The 17724-nt window shown below is 62.0% G+C and carries 13 protein-coding genes and 1 riboswitch; of the genes, 10 read left to right on the forward strand and 3 right to left on the reverse strand.

Annotation, left to right across the window (positions count from 1 at the left end; translation table 11 throughout):
* Positions 1-8 precede the first annotated feature (8 nt).
* Positions 9-479 (reverse strand): DUF4863 family protein, encoded by a 471-nt coding sequence (locus tag PI93_RS10780; RefSeq protein WP_039364926.1) that lies wholly within the window; start codon positions 477-479, stop codon positions 9-11.
* A 269-nt stretch (positions 480-748) separates the two neighbouring features.
* Here PI93_RS10780 and PI93_RS10785 point away from each other — a divergent pair, with 269 nt between their 5' ends.
* From PI93_RS10785 to PI93_RS10805, 5 genes are all read left to right on the forward strand, one after another.
* Positions 749-1663, forward strand: coding sequence for a helix-turn-helix transcriptional regulator (locus tag PI93_RS10785; RefSeq protein ID WP_052240281.1), 915 nt, complete (start codon positions 749-751; stop codon positions 1661-1663).
* Positions 1664-1774: 111 nt separating this feature from the next.
* Positions 1775-3430 (forward strand): 2,3-epoxybenzoyl-CoA dihydrolase, encoded by a 1656-nt coding sequence (gene boxC / locus PI93_RS10790; protein WP_039364922.1) that lies wholly within the window; start codon positions 1775-1777, stop codon positions 3428-3430.
* Positions 3431-3539: 109 nt separating this feature from the next.
* Positions 3540-4967 carry a benzoyl-CoA 2,3-epoxidase subunit BoxB gene (gene boxB, locus PI93_RS10795; protein WP_039364919.1) on the forward strand — a complete coding sequence of 476 codons (1428 nt, stop codon included), beginning with the start codon at positions 3540-3542 and terminating at the stop codon, positions 4965-4967.
* A 37-nt stretch (positions 4968-5004) separates the two neighbouring features.
* Positions 5005-6261, forward strand: a complete 1257-nt coding sequence (gene boxA / locus PI93_RS10800; RefSeq protein ID WP_039364916.1) for a benzoyl-CoA 2,3-epoxidase subunit BoxA — start codon at positions 5005-5007, stop codon at positions 6259-6261.
* 252 nt (positions 6262-6513) lie between these two features.
* Positions 6514-7095: a DJ-1/PfpI family protein gene (locus PI93_RS10805; protein ID WP_039364913.1), complete on the forward strand. Its 582-nt coding sequence runs from the start codon at positions 6514-6516 to the stop codon at positions 7093-7095.
* 50 nt (positions 7096-7145) lie between these two features.
* Here the strand turns inward: PI93_RS10805 and PI93_RS10810 are convergent, their stop codons facing one another.
* Positions 7146-7673: a DUF523 domain-containing protein gene (locus PI93_RS10810; protein ID WP_039364910.1), complete on the reverse strand. Its 528-nt coding sequence runs from the start codon at positions 7671-7673 to the stop codon at positions 7146-7148.
* Positions 7674-7840: 167 nt separating this feature from the next.
* Between PI93_RS10810 and PI93_RS10815 the strand changes: the two genes are divergently transcribed.
* The gene (locus tag PI93_RS10815) at positions 7841-9247 is read left to right on the forward strand and encodes a hypothetical protein (protein WP_039364908.1); all 1407 of its coding nucleotides are present in this window, start codon (positions 7841-7843) and stop codon (positions 9245-9247) included.
* A 41-nt stretch (positions 9248-9288) separates the two neighbouring features.
* Here PI93_RS10815 and PI93_RS10820 read toward each other — a convergent pair whose 3' ends face one another.
* The gene (locus PI93_RS10820; protein ID WP_039364906.1) at positions 9289-10218 is read right to left on the reverse strand and encodes a LysR family transcriptional regulator; all 930 of its coding nucleotides are present in this window, start codon (positions 10216-10218) and stop codon (positions 9289-9291) included.
* A gap of 120 nt (positions 10219-10338) precedes the next feature.
* Between PI93_RS10820 and PI93_RS10825 the strand changes: the two genes are divergently transcribed.
* The 4 genes from PI93_RS10825 (at position 10339) to PI93_RS10840 (ending at position 17525) form a co-directional block, all read left to right on the forward strand.
* Positions 10339-11349 carry a zinc-dependent alcohol dehydrogenase family protein gene (locus PI93_RS10825; protein WP_039365011.1) on the forward strand — a complete coding sequence of 337 codons (1011 nt, stop codon included), beginning with the start codon at positions 10339-10341 and terminating at the stop codon, positions 11347-11349.
* A 31-nt stretch (positions 11350-11380) separates the two neighbouring features.
* A riboswitch (ZMP/ZTP riboswitch) is annotated at positions 11381-11488 on the forward strand.
* 98 nt (positions 11489-11586) lie between these two features.
* Positions 11587-12834 (forward strand): serine hydroxymethyltransferase, encoded by a 1248-nt coding sequence (glyA, locus tag PI93_RS10830; RefSeq protein ID WP_039364904.1) that lies wholly within the window; start codon positions 11587-11589, stop codon positions 12832-12834.
* An 18-nt stretch (positions 12835-12852) separates the two neighbouring features.
* The gene (gene nrdR, locus PI93_RS10835) at positions 12853-13335 is read left to right on the forward strand and encodes a transcriptional regulator NrdR (protein ID WP_039364902.1); all 483 of its coding nucleotides are present in this window, start codon (positions 12853-12855) and stop codon (positions 13333-13335) included.
* Positions 13336-13784: 449 nt separating this feature from the next.
* Positions 13785-17525: an autotransporter family protein gene (locus PI93_RS10840; RefSeq protein WP_080758940.1), complete on the forward strand. Its 3741-nt coding sequence runs from the start codon at positions 13785-13787 to the stop codon at positions 17523-17525.
* Positions 17526-17724: the final 199 nt, after the last annotated feature.

Here is a 17724-nt window from a genome sequence, read left to right on the forward strand (position 1 = left end):
GCGCCGGATCAGGCGCTACGCGTGAATTCGATCGCGCCCTCGGGCAGCAGATACAGGACGAGGGCGCGTCCGCCGGCGACCGTCGGCCGATGCGCGGTGCCGGGACCGTACACGCACCAGCCTGCCGGATGGCCGTCGAAGGTCGCGCCCGGCGTGATCGGCATGATCAGATCGATTTCGCCGTTGGGGTGGACATGATGCGGGCCGGCCAGATCGGCCATGTCCACCACGTCGACGGAAAAGCCGTGCGTGTCGGACGTGGGCTTGATGACCCGCCCGTAGCGAATGCCGCCGCCTTCGCGCTGGCATAGCCAGCCCTCGGCAACGCCGGTGCGGCAAGCGTTGGCCAGGGTTTCATAACCGGGGGAACCGGCACCGTAGTGCGTGTTCAGCCAATCGGCGAGGTCGGCGTCGATGGGGCGGCCGTCGAGTTGCCGGGTGAGGTCGGCAATCAGCGCCTGAAATTGGGGCACATCCATCCATGTCTCCTGGGGACGTCGCAGTCGCGGTACCGGTCGCGGCGGCCTCTTCGGCCCGAATCGCTCCGGGCCGGCATTGCCTGTGCAATGCCCTGTCGCTCGCGCATCGCGGTGTGCGCACTGTCTGTTGAGATGACGCCGATCAAGGGCGGTGCTCGCAATGTCCGGCCCGCGTTTGCTTTTTTATCGACGCATGGTGAAAATTAGAGCATGCAAATTTCGCTGTCAAGCAATATATTACATGTTACCTGCTTCGAGGATCTCGCCTGATGAATAAGAGTGCGCAAGCCGATGGGGTGTCGACGGCGCGTGGCGCCGGTGAGAAAGACCCGTTCCTGGTCGCGCTGGGAGAGCGGGTGCGAACGCTGCGAGCCCGGCGGGGCTTGACCCGCAAGGCGTTGGCGTTGGACGCGGCCGTCTCCGAGCGCCATGTGGCCAATCTGGAGTCGGGGGTGGGCAATGCGTCGGTGCTGTTTCTTCGTCAGCTCGCACAGGCACTAAATTGCACATTGGCGGAGATCGTGGGCGACGAAACCACGTCGTCGGCCGAGTGGTTGCTGATTCGCGAGATCCTGCACGGGCGCGACGGCGAGGCGCTCACGCGTGCGCGTCAGGCGCTGAGCGAGTTGTTCGCCGGCAGCGAGCGCGACCCTGACCGGCGCGGGCGCATTGCGCTCATCGGTCTGCGCGGTGCGGGCAAGTCGACGCTGGGCCGTATGCTCGCCGACGACATGCATGTGCCGTTCGTCGAGCTCAATCGTGTGATCGAGCAACTGGCCGGCTGCCCGCCGTCGGAAATCTATTCGCTGTACGGCGCGACCGCCTATCGCCGCTATGAACTGCGCGCGCTGGAAGCTGTAGTTGCGGAGCATCCGCGTGCCGTGATCGCGTCGCCGGGCGGCATCGTGAGCGACGCCGCTACCTTCAATTTCTTGCTGACCCATTGCTATACGGTGTGGCTTCAGGCATCGCCCGAAGAGCATATGAAGCGGGTGGTCGCGCAGGGCGATCTGCGACCCATGTCGGGCAACGCGGAAGCCATGGACGATCTCAAGCGGATTCTGGCGGGCCGGCAGGACTTCTACGCCAAGGCCGACATGAGTTTCGACACCGGCGGCCGTGCGCTGGCCGACGCCTACCTGCAACTGCGCGGACGCCTGGCAGTGCAGTTGTCGACCGACTGAATCTCTGCATCTGCAAAATAATTCATTTTTCTTCGCGTAAACGGTTGACGGTGGGGTGATGCTGCACTATATTGCAATCCAACAAGATCATTATTCGTGTTGGAGGCAATCATGTTCGGCAAACCCCACGTCGACTACCGTACGGACCCCACGCAGTACAAGCATTGGAAGCTGAGCTTCGAAGGCCCTGTCGCCACGCTCGCGATCGACATCGCGGAAGACGGTGGCATTCGCGAGGGCTACAAGCTCAAGCTCAATTCGTACGATCTCGGTGTGGATATCGAACTGCACGATGCCGTCCAGCGCATCCGCTTCGAGCATCCGGAAGTGAAGACCGTCGTGGTGACGAGCGCAAAGGATCGCGTGTTCTGCTCCGGTGCCAACATCTTCATGCTCGGCCTGTCCTCGCATGCGTGGAAGGTCAATTTCTGCAAGTTCACAAACGAGACGCGCAACGGTCTCGAGGATTCCAGCCGTCATTCCGGACTGAAGTTCCTCGCCGCGGTGAACGGCGCGTGCGCCGGTGGCGGCTATGAGCTTGCGCTCGCCTGCGATGAGATTTATCTGGTCGATGACCGTTCGTCGTCGGTTGCGTTGCCGGAGGTGCCGCTGCTGGGCGTGCTGCCGGGGACCGGCGGCCTCACGCGTCTGACCGACAAGCGCCATGTGCGCAACGACCGTGCCGACATCTTCTGCACGATCGTCGAAGGCATTCGCGGCGAGCGCGCCAAGCAATGGCGTCTGGTCGACGAGGTGGTCAAGCCCGCGCAATTCGCGCAAACGATCTCGGCCCGCGCACTGGAGCTGGCGCAGGGTAGCCATCGTCCTGGCGGCAAGGGCGTGACGCTCACGCGTATCGAGCGCACCGACGAACCGGATGCGATCCGCTATGAATTCGTCGAAGTCGAAATCGACCGCACCAACCGCACGGCGAGCCTCACCGTGAAGGCGCCGAAGTCTGCGCCGCCTTCGGATATCGCCGGCATCGAAGCGGCAGGGGTGAACTGGTGGCCGCTGAAGATGGCGCGCGAACTCGACGACGCCATCCTGAATCTGCGCACGAACGAACTCGACATCGGTACCTGGCTGCTGCGCACGGAAGGCGAAGCGAAGCATGTCGTGGCTGCCGATGCCTCGCTGTTGGCGCACCAGGATCACTGGTTCGTGCGCGAGACAATCGGCATGCTGCGCCGCACGCTCGCACGTATCGATGTGTCGTCGCGCTCGCTGTTCGCGTTGATCGAACCCGATTCGTGCTTTACCGGCACGCTCGCCGAATTCGCTTTCGCCGCCGACCGCACCTATATGGCCGCGCTGCCGGCGAGCGAGGAAGACGAGCCGGCGATCACGCTCACCGAAGCCAACTTCGGCCTGCTGCCGATGGTCACCGATCAGTCGCGTCTGGCACGCCGCTTCTACGAAGATGCCGCCGAACTGGATGCCGTTCGCGCCACGATCGGCCGGGCCGTGCGTCCGGATGAAGCCGAGCGCCTGGGATTGGTCACGGCCGCCGTTGACGATCTCGACTGGCCGGACGAAATTCGTATCGCTATCGAGGAGCGTGCGGCCATGTCGCCCGATGCGCTCACCGGCATGGAAGCGAATCTGCGCTTCAACGGCAAAGAGACGATGAACACTCGCATCTTCGGCCGTCTGTCGGCGTGGCAAAACTGGATCTTCATCCGTCCGAACGCCGTCGGCGAGAAGGGGGCGCTGAAGGTCTACGGCAAGGGCAACAAGGCGCAGTTCGATCTGAATCGCGTCTGACGAACGGGCTGCGCCGCCGCCGGCGAACCGTGCCGGGCGGCGCCGTCACCGGACAAGACGTTTTCCACAGAATACGCACGAGACACCACGAGACACGAGGATTCCCACGATGGCTTCGATCAACTACAGCGAGAAGATCCCCAACAACGTCAACCTGTCGGACGACCGCACGCTGCAACGTGCGCTGGAGCAGTGGCAGCCGAACTTCCTGTCCTGGTGGGGCGACATGGGCCCGGAAGGATCGCACGGTTTCGACGTCTACCTGCGCACGGCCGTGAGCGTAGACCCGAGCGGCTGGGCACACTTCGATCACGTGAAAATGCCGGACTATCGCTGGGGGATCTTCCTCACGCCGGGCGACGCCGATCGCAAGATTCACTTCGGCGAGCACAAGGGCGAAGCCGCGTGGCAAGACGTGCCGGGCGAGCACCGCGCGAACCTGCGCCGCATCATCGTCACGCAGGGCGATACGGAGCCGGCGTCGGTGGAACAACAGCGTCACCTCGGGCTCACCGCGCCGTCGATGTATGACTTGCGCAATCTGTTTCAGGTGAACGTGGAAGAAGGCCGTCACCTGTGGGCAATGGTCTACCTGCTGCATCGCTACTTCGGCCGCGATGGCCGCGAAGAAGCCGAAGCGCTGCTCGGTCGTCGCTCGGGCGACGATGACAATCCGCGCATTCTTGGCGCGTTCAACGAGAAAACGCCGGACTGGCTGGCGTTCTACATGTTCACGTACTTCACCGATCGCGACGGCAAGTTCCAGCTCTCGGCACTGGCCGAGTCCGGTTTCGATCCGCTCGCGCGCACCACGAAGTTCATGCTGACCGAAGAGGCGCACCACATGTTCGTGGGCGAGTCGGGGGTGTCGCGCGTGATTGCCCGCACGGCGCAGGTGATGAACGAACTGAAGACCGACGACGTCGCGAAGTTGCGTGCGGCCGGCGTGATCGATCTGCCCACGATCCAGCGCTACGTGAACTTCCACTACTCCGTGACGATCGACCTGTTCGGCGCGGACCAGTCGTCGAATGCCGCGATCTTCTATAGCTCGGGTCTGAAAGGGCGTTATGAAGAAAGCAAGCGCGACGACGACCATCAACTGAACGGTCAGATGTACCGGCTGCTCGATGTGGACAACGGCAAGCTCGTCGAGCGCGAAGTGCCGATGCTCAACGCGATGAACGAAGTGCTTCGCGACGACTACATCAAGGACTCGGTTGCCGGCGTGAATCGCTGGAACAAGGTGCTGGAGAAAGCCGGTATCGACTTCCGTCTGACGGTGCCGCACAAGGCGTTCAATCGCCAGATCGGCACGTTCGCCGGCGTGCGCGTGTCGCCGGACGGCCGCGTGGTGAGCGAGACGGAGTGGGCCGCGCACGAGCGCGAGTGGCTGCCGTCGTCGGAAGATCGTGCGTATGTCGCATCGCTCATGGGGCGTGTGGTCGAGCCGGGCAAGTTCGCGAACTGGATTGCGCCGCCTCCGCTGGGCATCAACCGTCAACCCATCGACTTCGAGTACGTGCGCTTCAACTAAAAAAGCAGCAGCGCATTCCCCACAAGGAGACAGCATCATGAACGGCCCCGTTCCGGTCGAAGTCCTCAAGCAGCATCTGATCGATCCGGAGATCTGCATTCGCTGCAATACCTGCGAGGAGACGTGTCCGATCGACGCGATCACGCACGACGAGAACAACTACGTTGTGCGCGCGGACACGTGCAATGGGTGCATGGCGTGTATCTCGCCGTGTCCGACGGGGGCCATCGACAACTGGCGCGACGTGCTCAAGGCCGAGTCCTATTCGGTCGACGAACAGCTCACGTGGGATGAACTCCCGGTCCAGGACGACGCGATCGCCGGTCAGGGGTCGATTGGCGACGCGGCACAAGGAACGTCAGGCGGTGCATCGGCCGACGCACCCGAGCCAGTCATCGGCGGCTCCGATCTCGTGCGCGGCTCGGTCGTACCCCCATGGTCCGCTGCGAAGCCCTACGTGAATCTGTATAACCACAAGGCACCGATTCAGGCCACCGTGGTGGGCAATTATCGTCTGACCGACGCGAGTACCGAGAGCGATATTCATCACATCGTGCTGGACTTCGGCAAGCAGCCGTTCCCGGTGCTCGAAGGGCAGTCGATCGGCATCATTCCGCCGGGCACCACCGCCGACGGACGAGCGCATCACGCTCGGCAGTACTCGATTGCGTCGCCGCGCGATGGTGAGCGCCCCGGCTACAACAACCTCGCGCTGACCGTCAAACGCGTGACGAAGGACCATCAGGAGCAGGCCGTCGGCGGGGTGTGCTCGAACTACCTGTGCGATCTGAAGAAAGGCGATGTGGTGAACGTGATGGGCCCGTTCGGCAGCACGTTCCTGATGCCGAACCACGCCGATTCGCATTTGCTGATGATCTGCACCGGCACGGGCGCCGCCCCGATGCGGGCGATGACCGAGTATCGCCGCCGTCGCCGTCTGAAAGGCGCGACGGGCAAGTTGATGCTTTTCTTTGGTGCGCGCACGCAGGGCGAGTTGCCGTACTTCGGCCCGCTGCTCAATCTGCCGAAGGATTTCATCGACACCAATCTCGCATTTTCGCGCACGCCGGGACAAGCCAAGCGCTACGTGCAGGACGCGATGCGCGAGCGCGCGGCCGATGTGGCGGCGCTGCTGCGTCACGAACACACTTACATATATGTCTGCGGATTGAAGGGCATGGAGGACGGCGTGCTGCAAGTGCTGCAAACCATCGCGGGCGAGGCCGGGCTCGACTGGCAGTCGCTTTGGCAGCGCATGAAGACGGAAGGGCGCCTGCATCTCGAGACCTACTAAGGAAGCCTGACGACGTCTGACGCTATTGGCTGGCGCGGTGCGGATACGATTGTGCCGCGCGGGCTTTCGATTGACCGACGGCGTTCTGCGCCGGCTTGACACCGCGTGCTTCGGCACGCGGTTTTTTTTCGTCTGATGTGTCTCCCGGCACGGCAAATTGACGCCATCGGACGCCGCCCCGGAGGTGTCACCGGAATTGAGTACCATGGAGGGGCTGTTTCCCTTCCATCTTTTCTCTGAACGGAGAGTCACATGGGCAAGAAGCGGATTCTGGTACTGGCGGGCGACTATGTCGAAGACTACGAGTTGATGGTGCCGGTGCAGGCACTGAGCGCTGTGGGGCATCGGGTGGAGGTGGTTTGCCCGGGCAAGAAGGCAGGCGACAAGGTGCGCACTGCGATTCACGATTTCGAGGGCGATCAGACGTATAGCGAGAAGCGCGGCCACGACTTCACGCTCAACGCCACGTTCGACGGGCTGTCGCCGGCCGACTTCGACGCGTTGGTGATTCCCGGCGGCCGCGCGCCCGAGTATCTGCGATTGAACGATGAGGTGCTCGCGGCGGTGAAGCACTTTGCCGAGAACGATAAGCCGATTGCGGCCATCTGCCACGGTGCGCAGTTGCTTGCGGCAGCCGGTGTCATCGAAGGGCGCGAGTGTTCGGCGTATCCGGCGTGTGCACCGGAGGTGCGTCTGGCAGGCGGGAAGTATATGGAGATCGCCATCGACGAGGCACATACCGACGGCAAGCTCGTGACCGCACCTGCGTGGCCTGCGCATCCGGCATGGATCGCGCAATTCCTGGTCGTGCTGGGAACGAAGATCGAGCTTTGATGCCCGGTCTTTGACGCGCGCTCGATCTGACGTCGCGTTTGAGATGCGCGCTATCGGATGTCGCCGATGGCGCGCAGTCTTTCGTCTGCCTCGGCGAGCGTGTGCTCGCTGAACACTTCAATGCCGTGCCGTCGCAACCATGCGGCTGCCACGCCTTCACCCGCGACTTTCCGAGCACTGAACGAGCCGTCGTAGATCGACGTGCTGCCGCACGACGGGCTGTCTTCCTTGAGAACTGCAATGCAGATGCCGTGACGCTGCGCCAACGCGAGCGCCCGTTGCGCGCCGTCGAGAAAGGCGTCGGTGACGTCGGCCCCGGTGTTGTCCATCACACGCGCATGCTTTTGCCAGACGGCGTTGCCACCGATGGCGATCGGACTGCCGGTGATTTCGGCGGGGGCGCGTGGCGTGGGCAATCCGCCGGCGACTTCGGGGCAGATCGGCAGGATGAGTCCCTTGGCTTGCCACCGCGCAAGAATGGCGGCGGCGTCGGATTCGCAGCGCGCTGGGCGTCCGTGATAACGCACCGGATGGCCCAGAAGACAACTGCTGACAAGAATGCGGGGCGACGTAGACATGGCGCGAGCCTATCACGCGGCGATCGCGCGCGACTGAATTATCCGAAGTTGCCTCGTTTTCCAAAGCGCGATGCGCGCTTGCGCAGCAAGATCGGCCGATCTCAACCGGGGCGGCCGACACGCAGTTAGCGCGAGGACGTCCTGCCATACGACCAAGGAGTGTCGTGATGGACATCAACGCTTGTCCGCCGGGAGGCATCGCTTCCGGCAGTTTCTCCGCCGTTCGGCAGCAGCGCGACGCGGCGGCGCCGGAGGTTGTGCCGCTTGCAGCGTTCGGGCCTGTCACCGGACACGATGGCAGTGGCGCGCCGTTGCCGCCTGTCGGACCGCACGACTTTTCCGAAGCGCAGCCTGTGCACGAGGCCGGGTCGCAGGACGCGAGGCGAGGGGCCGTGCGAATGTCGCTGTCGCCGCACGCCGAGGCGGCTCAGTTCGTCGTGAGCGCATGTCCGAGTGCCCGGTGCGCGACACTGGCATGGTTCGCCTCGCGCCTGTGCGGTGCGCTGGGCCTCGCAACGCCGACAGCACTGCTGGTGCGAGGGTGCTCGCTCGCGTTCGATGGCACGCATGCTCCCGAGCGCCTTTATCTGGCAACGTCGTATCTACCGGCCTATCGCCCACTGGGGCCGTGGCTTGAGAGCGATGCGGCGTGGCGAGTGATCGACGGTGTGCGTGGCGGTGCCGATGACGCGTGCAGGCGAGCCCGGGCCGAAGCCCATGAGATCGGGGGGCAAATGGCGCAACGTGTACCCCATGCGGTACAGGCCCGGACAGACGCTCAGGCGTATGCCGACATCGTCAAGGCGCGCAACGACAGGCGCACGACGCTCTGCCGCGCGCTCCCCGACGTCTACCAATGTGCACTGGAGCGGCATTACATTGCGGCGCTTTGGCTCGGCAATCGAGACCTTTGCGACGCGTTCATGGGGAATATCGGTGTCTGGCGCGATAAGAACGATCTGCCTTACATCATGACCGTGGACTTTAGCGCCTGCCTGGGTGCGGGGATTCAGGAAGCGTGCGCTGGTGACGGCGAGGGGATGCAATCACGGCATGTGCCGGCGTCGCCCGATGCCTTGCGTCGCGGCGGACACTCGGGGCAGCCCGATACGTCGCCATACGGGGCGCTGATCCCGGACGGTGCGCTGGTCGACACCACGCAGTTTCGGCAAGGGGCGTATTGCGCACCCTTCGCACGGCGGCTGGGTGGTCTGACGCCCGCAGCCGACGCCAAGACCCTGCTCGACGAAATGAAGGACCCGACCGGTGTGCGGGCATTGGCCGCCGAGATGGCTTACCGGTTGGGCCGCATTGGCGCATCGGATATCTTGCCGTGGGCGGCGAGCGCCGATGACATGGCGCGCGCCTTGCCGGCTGGCACCGGCACTGCCAGCGACGGCAGCATTGACGACCCGGATTCGCAAGTGCATCGCATTCTGTCGCGTCGCGACTGTCTCGTGACCATGCTGGGTGGCACGTGGGCGGCGCAAGCATGGGAGCGGTTGTTTCCGATGCGCGCCGCAGCGATCAAGGCGCAGCAGTCGCCGTTTCTGACGCCTGAACGCAATGATTAGGTCCCGGACAGTGGTCTGCACCGGGCACATCGGCTCTGGCGTTACGACGCGTTCGGGGTGGCGAGGAGTTCGCGTGAGGCGTCGACCAGCGCGTCGATAGCGGCACGCAGTTTCGGCGACGGATGCCGTGTGTCCGGCCAGACCAGATGCAGCGGTGTAGCGGGCGAGCCCACCTGCGGCAGCAATCGCAGAAGTTTGCCGCTGCTCAGCGATTGCGCCACGACCCAATGCGGAAGACAGGCGACGCCCAGTCCTTGTTCGGCGGCGTCGGCCAGGGTGACGAGGTCATCCAGTACGAAGCGCGGCGCATGGCGCGCCTCGTGCACCATCGACAATGCGGTCCATTCATAGAGACTGCCGTTGCGTCCGTACATCAACCGCTCGTGTCCGTCGAGGTCGGCCGGGGTCCGGGGGGTGCCGCGCTCGGCGAGATAGGCGGGTGAGGCGCACAGCACCATGGTCTGTTTGCCCAGCAGGCGGGCTTTCAGTCCAGGCGTGTCGTCGAGGTGCCCGCTGCGCACCGCGAGGTCGTAGCCCTCTTCGACAAGATCGATCCGGCGATCGCTGAACGCCATTTCCAATCGTAACTGCGGGTGCGCACGCGCCAGCGCAAGCAACACGGGGGCAATGCACTGCCGTCCGATCTGCACCGGCATGGTCACACGCAGCCTGCCCATTGGCGTTTGCGACCCGGCGCTCAGTTCGTTTTCGGCGTCGGACAGCTCGGCGAGCACTTTCGTGCAGCGCTGATAGAACGTCTGACCTTCGTCCGTCAGATGCTGGCTGCGCGTGGTGCGGTGAAACAGGCGTACCCCCAGCCGCGCTTCGAGTCGGCCAACGCGCTTGGCGACGGCCGAGCGCGTCAGATGCAGCCGTTGCGCAGCTGCGGAGAAGCTGCCTGCATCGGCGGCGGCCACAAACGCGGAAAGACCGGACAAGCGATCAGGCGTGTAGGTCTCATTGATTCCCATATATCGCCAATTAGTAGAAAAGTTGCCAACACTGCTGCGAAGTATTCTCCAATAAGCTAAGCGTGTCTACCCGGCGTACCGGGCAATTCAGATCGGTGAGAGGACTTGGCAATGGCAACGATGCAGCAATGGCAGATGGCAACGATTGGCGAAGCAGCGCTTGAGCGGGTGAGTGTGGACATCCCCCGGCCCGGCCCGGGCGAGGTGCTGGTGAAAGTGAACGCGGTGTCGCTCAACTATCGCGACGCGTTGATGATCGATACCGGCATGGGGTTGCCGGTGACGTTTCCGTTCGTGCCGGGGTCGGACATGGCCGGCGAGGTGGTGGCTGTCGGGGCGGGGGTGACGCGTGTGGCGGTGGGCGAGCGAGTCGTCAACACGTTCTGGGATCGATGGATCGGCGGCGAACAGGCGCCGGCGGGCCTGAAGATATTCGGCGGGACGTTGCAGGGGGTGTTACGTGAATACGCCGTGTTCGACGAGGCGTCGCTGGTGCGCGCGCCGGAGACGATCGACGATGTGGCGGCCTCAACGTTGACTTGTGCGGGGCTCACGGCATGGTTCGCGTTGTTTGGCACAGGACGCAAGCTCGCGGCGGGTGAGACGGTATTGCTGATTGGGACGGGGGGCGTCGCCTTGTTCGGTGCACAACTGGCGCTGGCCCATGGGGCAACGGCGATCGTCACGAGCGCGAGCGAGGCGAAACTTGCCCGGGCGGCGGCGCTGGGCGTCACACACGGCGTGAGGCGTCGGGAGGGGTGGGCGCAGGAGGTGCTTGAACTGACGCAGGGCCGGGGTGCTGAACAGGTGCTGGAACTGGCGGGTGGGGATATGCGGGAGACGATGACCGCGCTTGCCCCCGGCGGCAAGGTCTCGGTGATTGGCACGCTGGGCGGGGATACGCTGCAATTGCCGGTCTATCCGGTGTTGCTCAAACGGGCCCATGTGCAGGGTATCGGGGTGGGGCACCGGGACGGGCTGGAAGCGCTGGTGAGCGCGATCGAACGCCACGGCATCGTGCCGGTGGTCGATGCCGTCTACGATTTCGCCGACTTCGGCGCGGCGTTGGCGCACCTGCGCCGGGGGGCGTTCGGCAAGGTGGTTGTGCGGTTGGCCGGGCCGGTTGCCTAACATCAAAAGCTCGCATAAACTATCGACGCCACAAACCCCGCGTGACTGGCGATTAGGGCGCACAGCCTTGTGTGCCCGAGGTGGAGCAACCCACCGGGAAGCGCCGGGGTCTTATTTGCCGTTCGCCTGGGCAGCCGTGATGGTTGGTGCTGCCCTGTCTATCGTCTTCCGAAGCACAAAGGAAGGCGCGCCGCACCATCCCCTCCCGGAAAACCTGTTCAATTCAACGGAACCGCCATGTTCGACAAATCCAAATCTACCGTTGCCTCCGTCGATCCCGACGTCTGGGCCGCGATTCAGAAAGAAAATCAGCGTCAGGAAGACCACATCGAGCTGATTGCTTCGGAAAATTACACCAGCCCCGCCGTGATGGAAGCGCAGGGCTCGCAACTGACCAACAAGTATGCGGAAGGGTATCCGGGCAAGCGCTATTACGGTGGTTGCGAGTATGTCGACGTCGTCGAACAGTTGGCCATCGATCGTGTGAAGGCGCTGTTCGGTGCGGAAGCCGCGAACGTGCAGCCGAACTCGGGCTCGCAGGCTAACCAGGGCGTGTACTTTGCCATGCTCAAGCCGGGCGACACGATCATGGGCATGAGCCTCGCGCACGGCGGTCACCTCACGCACGGTTCGCCGGTCAACATGTCGGGCAAGTGGTTCAACGTGGTGAGCTACGGTCTGAACGAGCAGGAAGACATCGATTACGACGCTGCCGAGAAGCTCGCGCAGCAGCACAAGCCGAAGATGATCGTGGCGGGCGCATCGGCCTTCGCCCTGAAGATCGACTTCGAGCGCATGTCGCAGATCGCCAAGTCGGTCGGCGCGTACTTCATGGTCGACATGGCGCACTACGCCGGTCTGATCGCCGCAGGGGTGTACCCGAACCCTGTGCCGCACGCCGACTTCGTGACCACGACCACGCACAAGAGCCTGCGCGGCCCGCGCGGTGGCGTGATCCTGATGAAGGCAGAATTCGAAAAGCCGATCAATTCGGCCATCTTCCCGGGCATTCAGGGCGGTCCGCTCATGCACGTGATTGCCGGCAAGGCCGTTGCGTTCAAGGAAGCCGCTACGCCGGAATTCAAGGCTTATCAGGAACAAGTCGCGAAGAACGCTCGCGTGATGGCCGAAACGCTGGTCGAGCGCGGCCTGCGTATCGTGTCGGGTCGCACCGAGTCGCACGTGATGCTGGTCGACCTGCGCGCGAAGAACATCACGGGCAAGGCTGCGGAAGCTGCGCTGGGCGAAGCCCACATCACCGTCAACAAGAACGCGATTCCGAACGATCCGGAAAAGCCGTTCGTGACGAGCGGTGTGCGTCTGGGCTCGCCGGCCATGACCACGCGCGGTTTCAAGGAAGACGAAGCGAAGCAGGTCGCGCACCTGATCGCCGACGTGCTCGACAACCCGGAAGACGCTGAGAACCTGGCTCGTGTGCGTGCACAAGTGGCCGAGTTGACCAAGCGTTTCCCGGTTTACGGCTAAGCCGCGAGCACCGCACACATGCGCTGCCCGTTCTGCCGGCACGACGACACGCAGGTCATCGACTCGCGTGAAGCGGAAGACGGCGCTGCCATCCGGCGGCGCCGGAAATGCCCGTCGTGCGACAAGCGCTTCACCACTTACGAGCGCGTCGAACTGGCGATGCCGGCTGTCGTCAAGAAGGATGGCAGCCGTGCCGAGTACGACCGCGCGAAAGTGCGCGCCAGTATGCAACTGGCGATTCGCAAGCGCCCTGTGAGTGCCGAGGCCATGGATGCCGCGATTGCGCGCATCGAGTACAAGCTGTTGGCCGGTGCAGAGCGTGAAGTGATGAGCCAGCGCATTGGCGAACTCGTCATGCGCGAGTTGAAGCGGTTGGACAAGATCGCCTATATCCGTTTTGCGTCGGTGTATCGAAGCTTCGAGGACATCGCCGAGTTCCGCGATGTGCTCGAAGAGATCGACAGTACCGATATCAAGCCCAAACGTAAGCCGGTGGATTGAGTCGCGAGGACAATGCGATAGCCGCGTGTGTGAGCATCAGAGGGCGGTGATGAGGCCAGTCTGATGCGAGGAGTCACGGAAAACCCGTTGTGCCCGAAAGGGTCCGGCGGGTTTTTTTATGCCCGGGCGAGTGGGGGCAGCGACCTTATGAGGCATTGAAATGTGGTGCTTTCCATTCTGAAAGTCATCGATGGGAAATCACTGCATTACGGGTTTGCAACGTTGCATACGTACCTGATTTGCCGTCTATTTTGGGATGTTGGCGTCCATTGTGTGAAATATTTGGGATGCTCCCTATCAAATTGAAATAAAAATAATGGGATTAATCGCAATTTAAAATTTTCGTGGATTTTGGGTTAATTACCAAAATCGTGTCGAATCGACTTTATTTCGGTAACTCGTATCTAGAATTCGCCACTTCGCGGTGAAGTACCGCTGCTGTGGTGACGATGGGGGTGATTCATCGTCGTCAAGAATTCTTTGGAGATTATCGAATGCAAAGTCAAATTCAGACGTCGAAACCTCTTCGTCAATCCAAAATTTGTCTGGCCGTCGCGACGCTGCTCGCGGCGATGAGTATGCCTGCGCAGGCAAACGACGTCGTCGAAAGCGAAACGACGACGTGGAGCGATGAAAGAACGGGCGTCGTCAATAAAATGAACGAAAGACTTGCCAATATGGCGGCCGAATTGGAAACGAAATTCAAGAGCGCGGATGAGCTTCATTCGCTGAGAATGGTGCGCTCGTACATTCACTCGAACACCAACGATATTTCCGATAAGGCCGAGTATGAAGCGGCGCTTGGAGAGATGGTCGAGAAAATTAATGGCGTCATTTCGGAGTTGAACGATAACGAGGGAAGCGGGCTGGAGCATTCGTGGGAGCGAGATCTAAAGGTGGGCGATCTCGAAAACGTCAAGACGGAAATTCAGCGAGTCCTGACTGCCAATCCGGAGGGCCACACCAATGCTCGCGCGCAACTGCGCGACTTCCTCAATGACGATGCTGCGTTTTTGGCGAGGCGTGAAGCGGCGCTGGATCTCTATGCCGAGATCACCGCCTTTAGTGCGCGCATTAAGGCGCTCGACAACGTCGACGAAGCAACATTTAAGGTCATCGCGAACACCAAGGAATTGGTCGTGCCGGCACAGAGCGGCGCTGATGCCGTACCGACATGGCGTGACGGCAACCTGCTCAACGCGTACTCCGAGGAGGGTTACGCGGAAGGGAACCTTCAGATCAACAAGGAAACCGTGCTCGAAATCACGAAGCGTTCCGGTGCCGGGTCGGACGTCATGATTGGCGAAGAGGAAGAGGTTCGCGATGTCGGCGCAATCCGTGTGGCGAAAGATGTGTCCCATTCGATTGGCATCATCAACGGGGATCTGAACATCCATCAGAGTATTGGGGGCGAAGGTGAACTGGCTGTGGTCGTTGGGAATGGTGGGGAGCTCAAGTTTGTAGCAGGTGGCAAAGGTATCGATCCTGCAGCCAAGCATGTTTTGCTGATTGTCGGAAGTGGTGCGAGCGCCGAGGACGTCGCCGAAGGGGCTTTCGGGAAGGCCGGCAAAATCGACGAGGATCCGGGGGTGATCCGGTTTGAGGCCGGCACCAGCGCTCAAAACGCCGAAATTGCGGTTGCCACGCGCGGTCGACTGCAATTCGAAGAAGGTTCCAATGCCGGCGCCAGTACCATCATGGTGAACGGTGGAACGGTGCATTTCGACGAAGCGCACGCTGGCAGTGCGTCCATCTGGAATGCCGGGAAACTTGTCGTAGACGATTCCGCAATGGGCACCAGCAGCGTAGTGAATCATGCGAAGGGCAGGTTCTTTGCAACTGATGTGCAGTTGGAGAGCATGCGTCTTAAAAATCGGGGAAAAACCAAAATTTTCGACGCTGTTGGTGGAAACGCTTCGATCTCGAACGAAGGCCGTGGCCACATTGAGATCATCGAAACGCAACTGGAAAACGCGAAAATCGATAACGCGAGCACTATGTTTATCGAGAGATCAAGCGGTGACAATGCAACGATCCTGAATGGAAGAGGTGCCGTCCTGACGTTTAGCGATACCGCACTGGAATCACTGCGGATCGAGAATCGAGGGACGGTGATTGCTAAGGAAAACACCACGGCCAATAACGCGCGCATTCGCATGGATGGCGGGGTATTCGATGTCTCGAGAATCGAAAGTTCCGAGGGGGAAGATTATCTCGCCGCAGAAATCACCATAGGCTCGCTGTCGGGCCAAGGCGACCTGATCGCCGATGAGACGCGCGTCACGCTCGGCGCCTTGAATCAGGATGATGTCTTTGACGGGCGAGTGCTGGCGTCGAAAGAATCGCCCCATGACATCAAGACGCGTCTGCGAGGCAAGTCTAAACGTCATGCTGAAAAGTCAGACTTGTTGACCAATCATCCCGGGGTGGACCTGACCAAAATCGGGACCGGCAATCTGACGCTCACGGCCGACCAGAGCGATGTGACGTCGATGACCATCGCAGCGGGCACGTTGACCGCTGCGCACGCCAATGCGTTGGGGGCAGGCTATGTGGACATCGGTGAGAACGGCACCGTGGTTCTCACGCAGAACGTTAGTGGTGTCGATCTCATCGAAAACGCGGGCACATTGAATCTGGGCACGAACAAGCTGAGCGTAGAGAGTTATCTCTCCGAGGCAGGGGCGAAGATCCAGTCGCGTGTCGAGAAGGTGGAGGGTAACCTCGTCGGGGGCAAGATCCATGTCTCGAACGAAGGTGATTTCACCAATACGACCGTTGGTGTGGATGTCGCTCCCGATATCGAGCTTTCCGAAATCGTGGGCCACTTTGAAGTGGTGCAAGCCGAAGGCGACGCCAAGGTAAGCGGCGGTGAAGTGACGGTGGGTAGCATCACCGGCGGTAAAAAGCCGGAACCGGTCATCACCGACCCGGAAGACCCGAACGTGCCCCCCGAAGACCCGACGGTTAAGCCGATAACGCCGACGATCGAGCCGGGAACGGACACCGGCACGAAGATCACGGACAAGAACATCGTCAACTTCCTGGCAGCCGACGGTGGCTACACAGCTAACGAGCGCGCGGTGCTGGCCTCGGTCGATGGCGTGACGGTGGGCGAGCTGACCTCGGGTGCGGTCGGTGGCAAGGTGCTCTCAGCCATGGCGCTGCAAACGGCGGGTTCTGACGAGCAACGCAAGTCGGCTCGGATGCTCTCGGGTGAGTCGCTGGTGAACAACGCGGTGGCAGCACAAGCGGCGGCCACGTCGTTCCAGCGCGGCATGCAAACGCGCATGATCGCCGGTGGCGCGATGTTCGACGACAAGGCCACGACGGGTGCAATGGCAGCGGACAACGGCATCGCCGGTTGGGCCTCGTTCAACGGCGGTACCGCCAGCCAGCGCGGCGACGGCATGTCGTTCGACGTGAAGGGTCTGGACGGTGCGATCGGCGTGGACAAGCGGGTGAATCAGAACACGCTGGTCGGTGCGTCGGTGGGCTTCGGTAACCAAGAGTCGAAGGCCAAGGGCCTGCCGGGTGAGTCGAAGGTCAACAGTGTGAGCGTGGGTCTGTACGGCTCGCACCTGACGGATTCGAACTGGTTTGTGAACGGCGGCGCGTCGTACACGAACCACAGCGTGAAGACGGATCGCACGGTGGCGGCGCGTAACGCGTCGGCTCGCCTGACGGGCAAGACGAGCGGTCAGACGTTCGGGATGTTCGGTGAAGTGGGCAAGCGCTTTGAGGTGTCGGGCATGAACATCGATCCGTCGGTGGGTGTGCGTGTGGCCTCGACTCGCCTGAATGCGTTCGACGAGACGAACCGAGATGGCGAAGGTAACGACGGCCTGAAGGTGGGTTCGCAGTCGCAGACGTCGACGCGTGGTGTGCTGGGCGTGCGTCTGTGGAGCGAAGTGGCCAGCGTTGCGGGTGGCAAGATCGCACCGTCGCTGCGCCTGTCGTATGAGCACGAGTTCGGCAACACGCAGAGCAGCCTGACGAGCGCGATCTATGGCGCGTCGAACCATTTCACGGTGAAGGGTCCGAAGTTGGGCAAGGACATCTTCACGGCGGATCTGGGCGTGGACATGCAGCTCAAGAAGCAACTGGAAGTGCGCGTGGGCGGTAACGTCAGCGTGCGCAAGGGCGAAAGCGCGCTGGGCGGTGGTATCTCGGCGAAGTATCGCTTCTGAGACAGTCGGTAGGACGCTTTCCTTGTGAGAGGAAAGCGCGGATCTCATCCCAGGGAGATCCGAATGGGGCATCGTGAAGTGATGATCGATGCGCCATTGATTAAATAAGATTGGGTAGAAGCCCCCGTTACGTATTGGTAACGGGGGCTTTTTACATTTGCGCGTTCGCGTCAATCGAGCGCTCGAAAGATGACTGTCG

It is taken from the genome of Pandoraea fibrosis (assembly GCF_000807775.2).
In the GTDB taxonomy this organism is placed as follows: domain Bacteria; phylum Pseudomonadota; class Gammaproteobacteria; order Burkholderiales; family Burkholderiaceae; genus Pandoraea; species Pandoraea fibrosis.

Bases quoted from the DNA above. Each gene is read 5' to 3' on its own strand.
- PI93_RS10780 (WP_039364926.1), bottom strand. From the start codon at position 479: ATGGATGTGCCCCAATTTCAGGCGCTGATTGCCGACCTCACCCGGCAA.
- PI93_RS10785 (WP_052240281.1), top strand. From the start codon at position 749: ATGAATAAGAGTGCGCAAGCCGATGGGGTGTCGACGGCGCGTGGCGCC.
- boxC (WP_039364922.1), top strand. From the start codon at position 1,775: ATGTTCGGCAAACCCCACGTCGACTACCGTACGGACCCCACGCAGTAC.
- boxB (WP_039364919.1), top strand. From the start codon at position 3,540: ATGGCTTCGATCAACTACAGCGAGAAGATCCCCAACAACGTCAACCTG.
- boxA (WP_039364916.1), top strand. From the start codon at position 5,005: ATGAACGGCCCCGTTCCGGTCGAAGTCCTCAAGCAGCATCTGATCGAT.
- PI93_RS10805 (WP_039364913.1), top strand. From the start codon at position 6,514: ATGGGCAAGAAGCGGATTCTGGTACTGGCGGGCGACTATGTCGAAGAC.
- PI93_RS10810 (WP_039364910.1), bottom strand. From the start codon at position 7,673: ATGTCTACGTCGCCCCGCATTCTTGTCAGCAGTTGTCTTCTGGGCCAT.
- PI93_RS10815 (WP_039364908.1), top strand. From the start codon at position 7,841: ATGGACATCAACGCTTGTCCGCCGGGAGGCATCGCTTCCGGCAGTTTC.
- PI93_RS10820 (WP_039364906.1), bottom strand. From the start codon at position 10,218: ATGGGAATCAATGAGACCTACACGCCTGATCGCTTGTCCGGTCTTTCC.
- PI93_RS10825 (WP_039365011.1), top strand. From the start codon at position 10,339: ATGCAGCAATGGCAGATGGCAACGATTGGCGAAGCAGCGCTTGAGCGG.
- glyA (WP_039364904.1), top strand. From the start codon at position 11,587: ATGTTCGACAAATCCAAATCTACCGTTGCCTCCGTCGATCCCGACGTC.
- nrdR (WP_039364902.1), top strand. From the start codon at position 12,853: ATGCGCTGCCCGTTCTGCCGGCACGACGACACGCAGGTCATCGACTCG.
- PI93_RS10840 (WP_080758940.1), top strand. From the start codon at position 13,785: ATGGGGGTGATTCATCGTCGTCAAGAATTCTTTGGAGATTATCGAATG.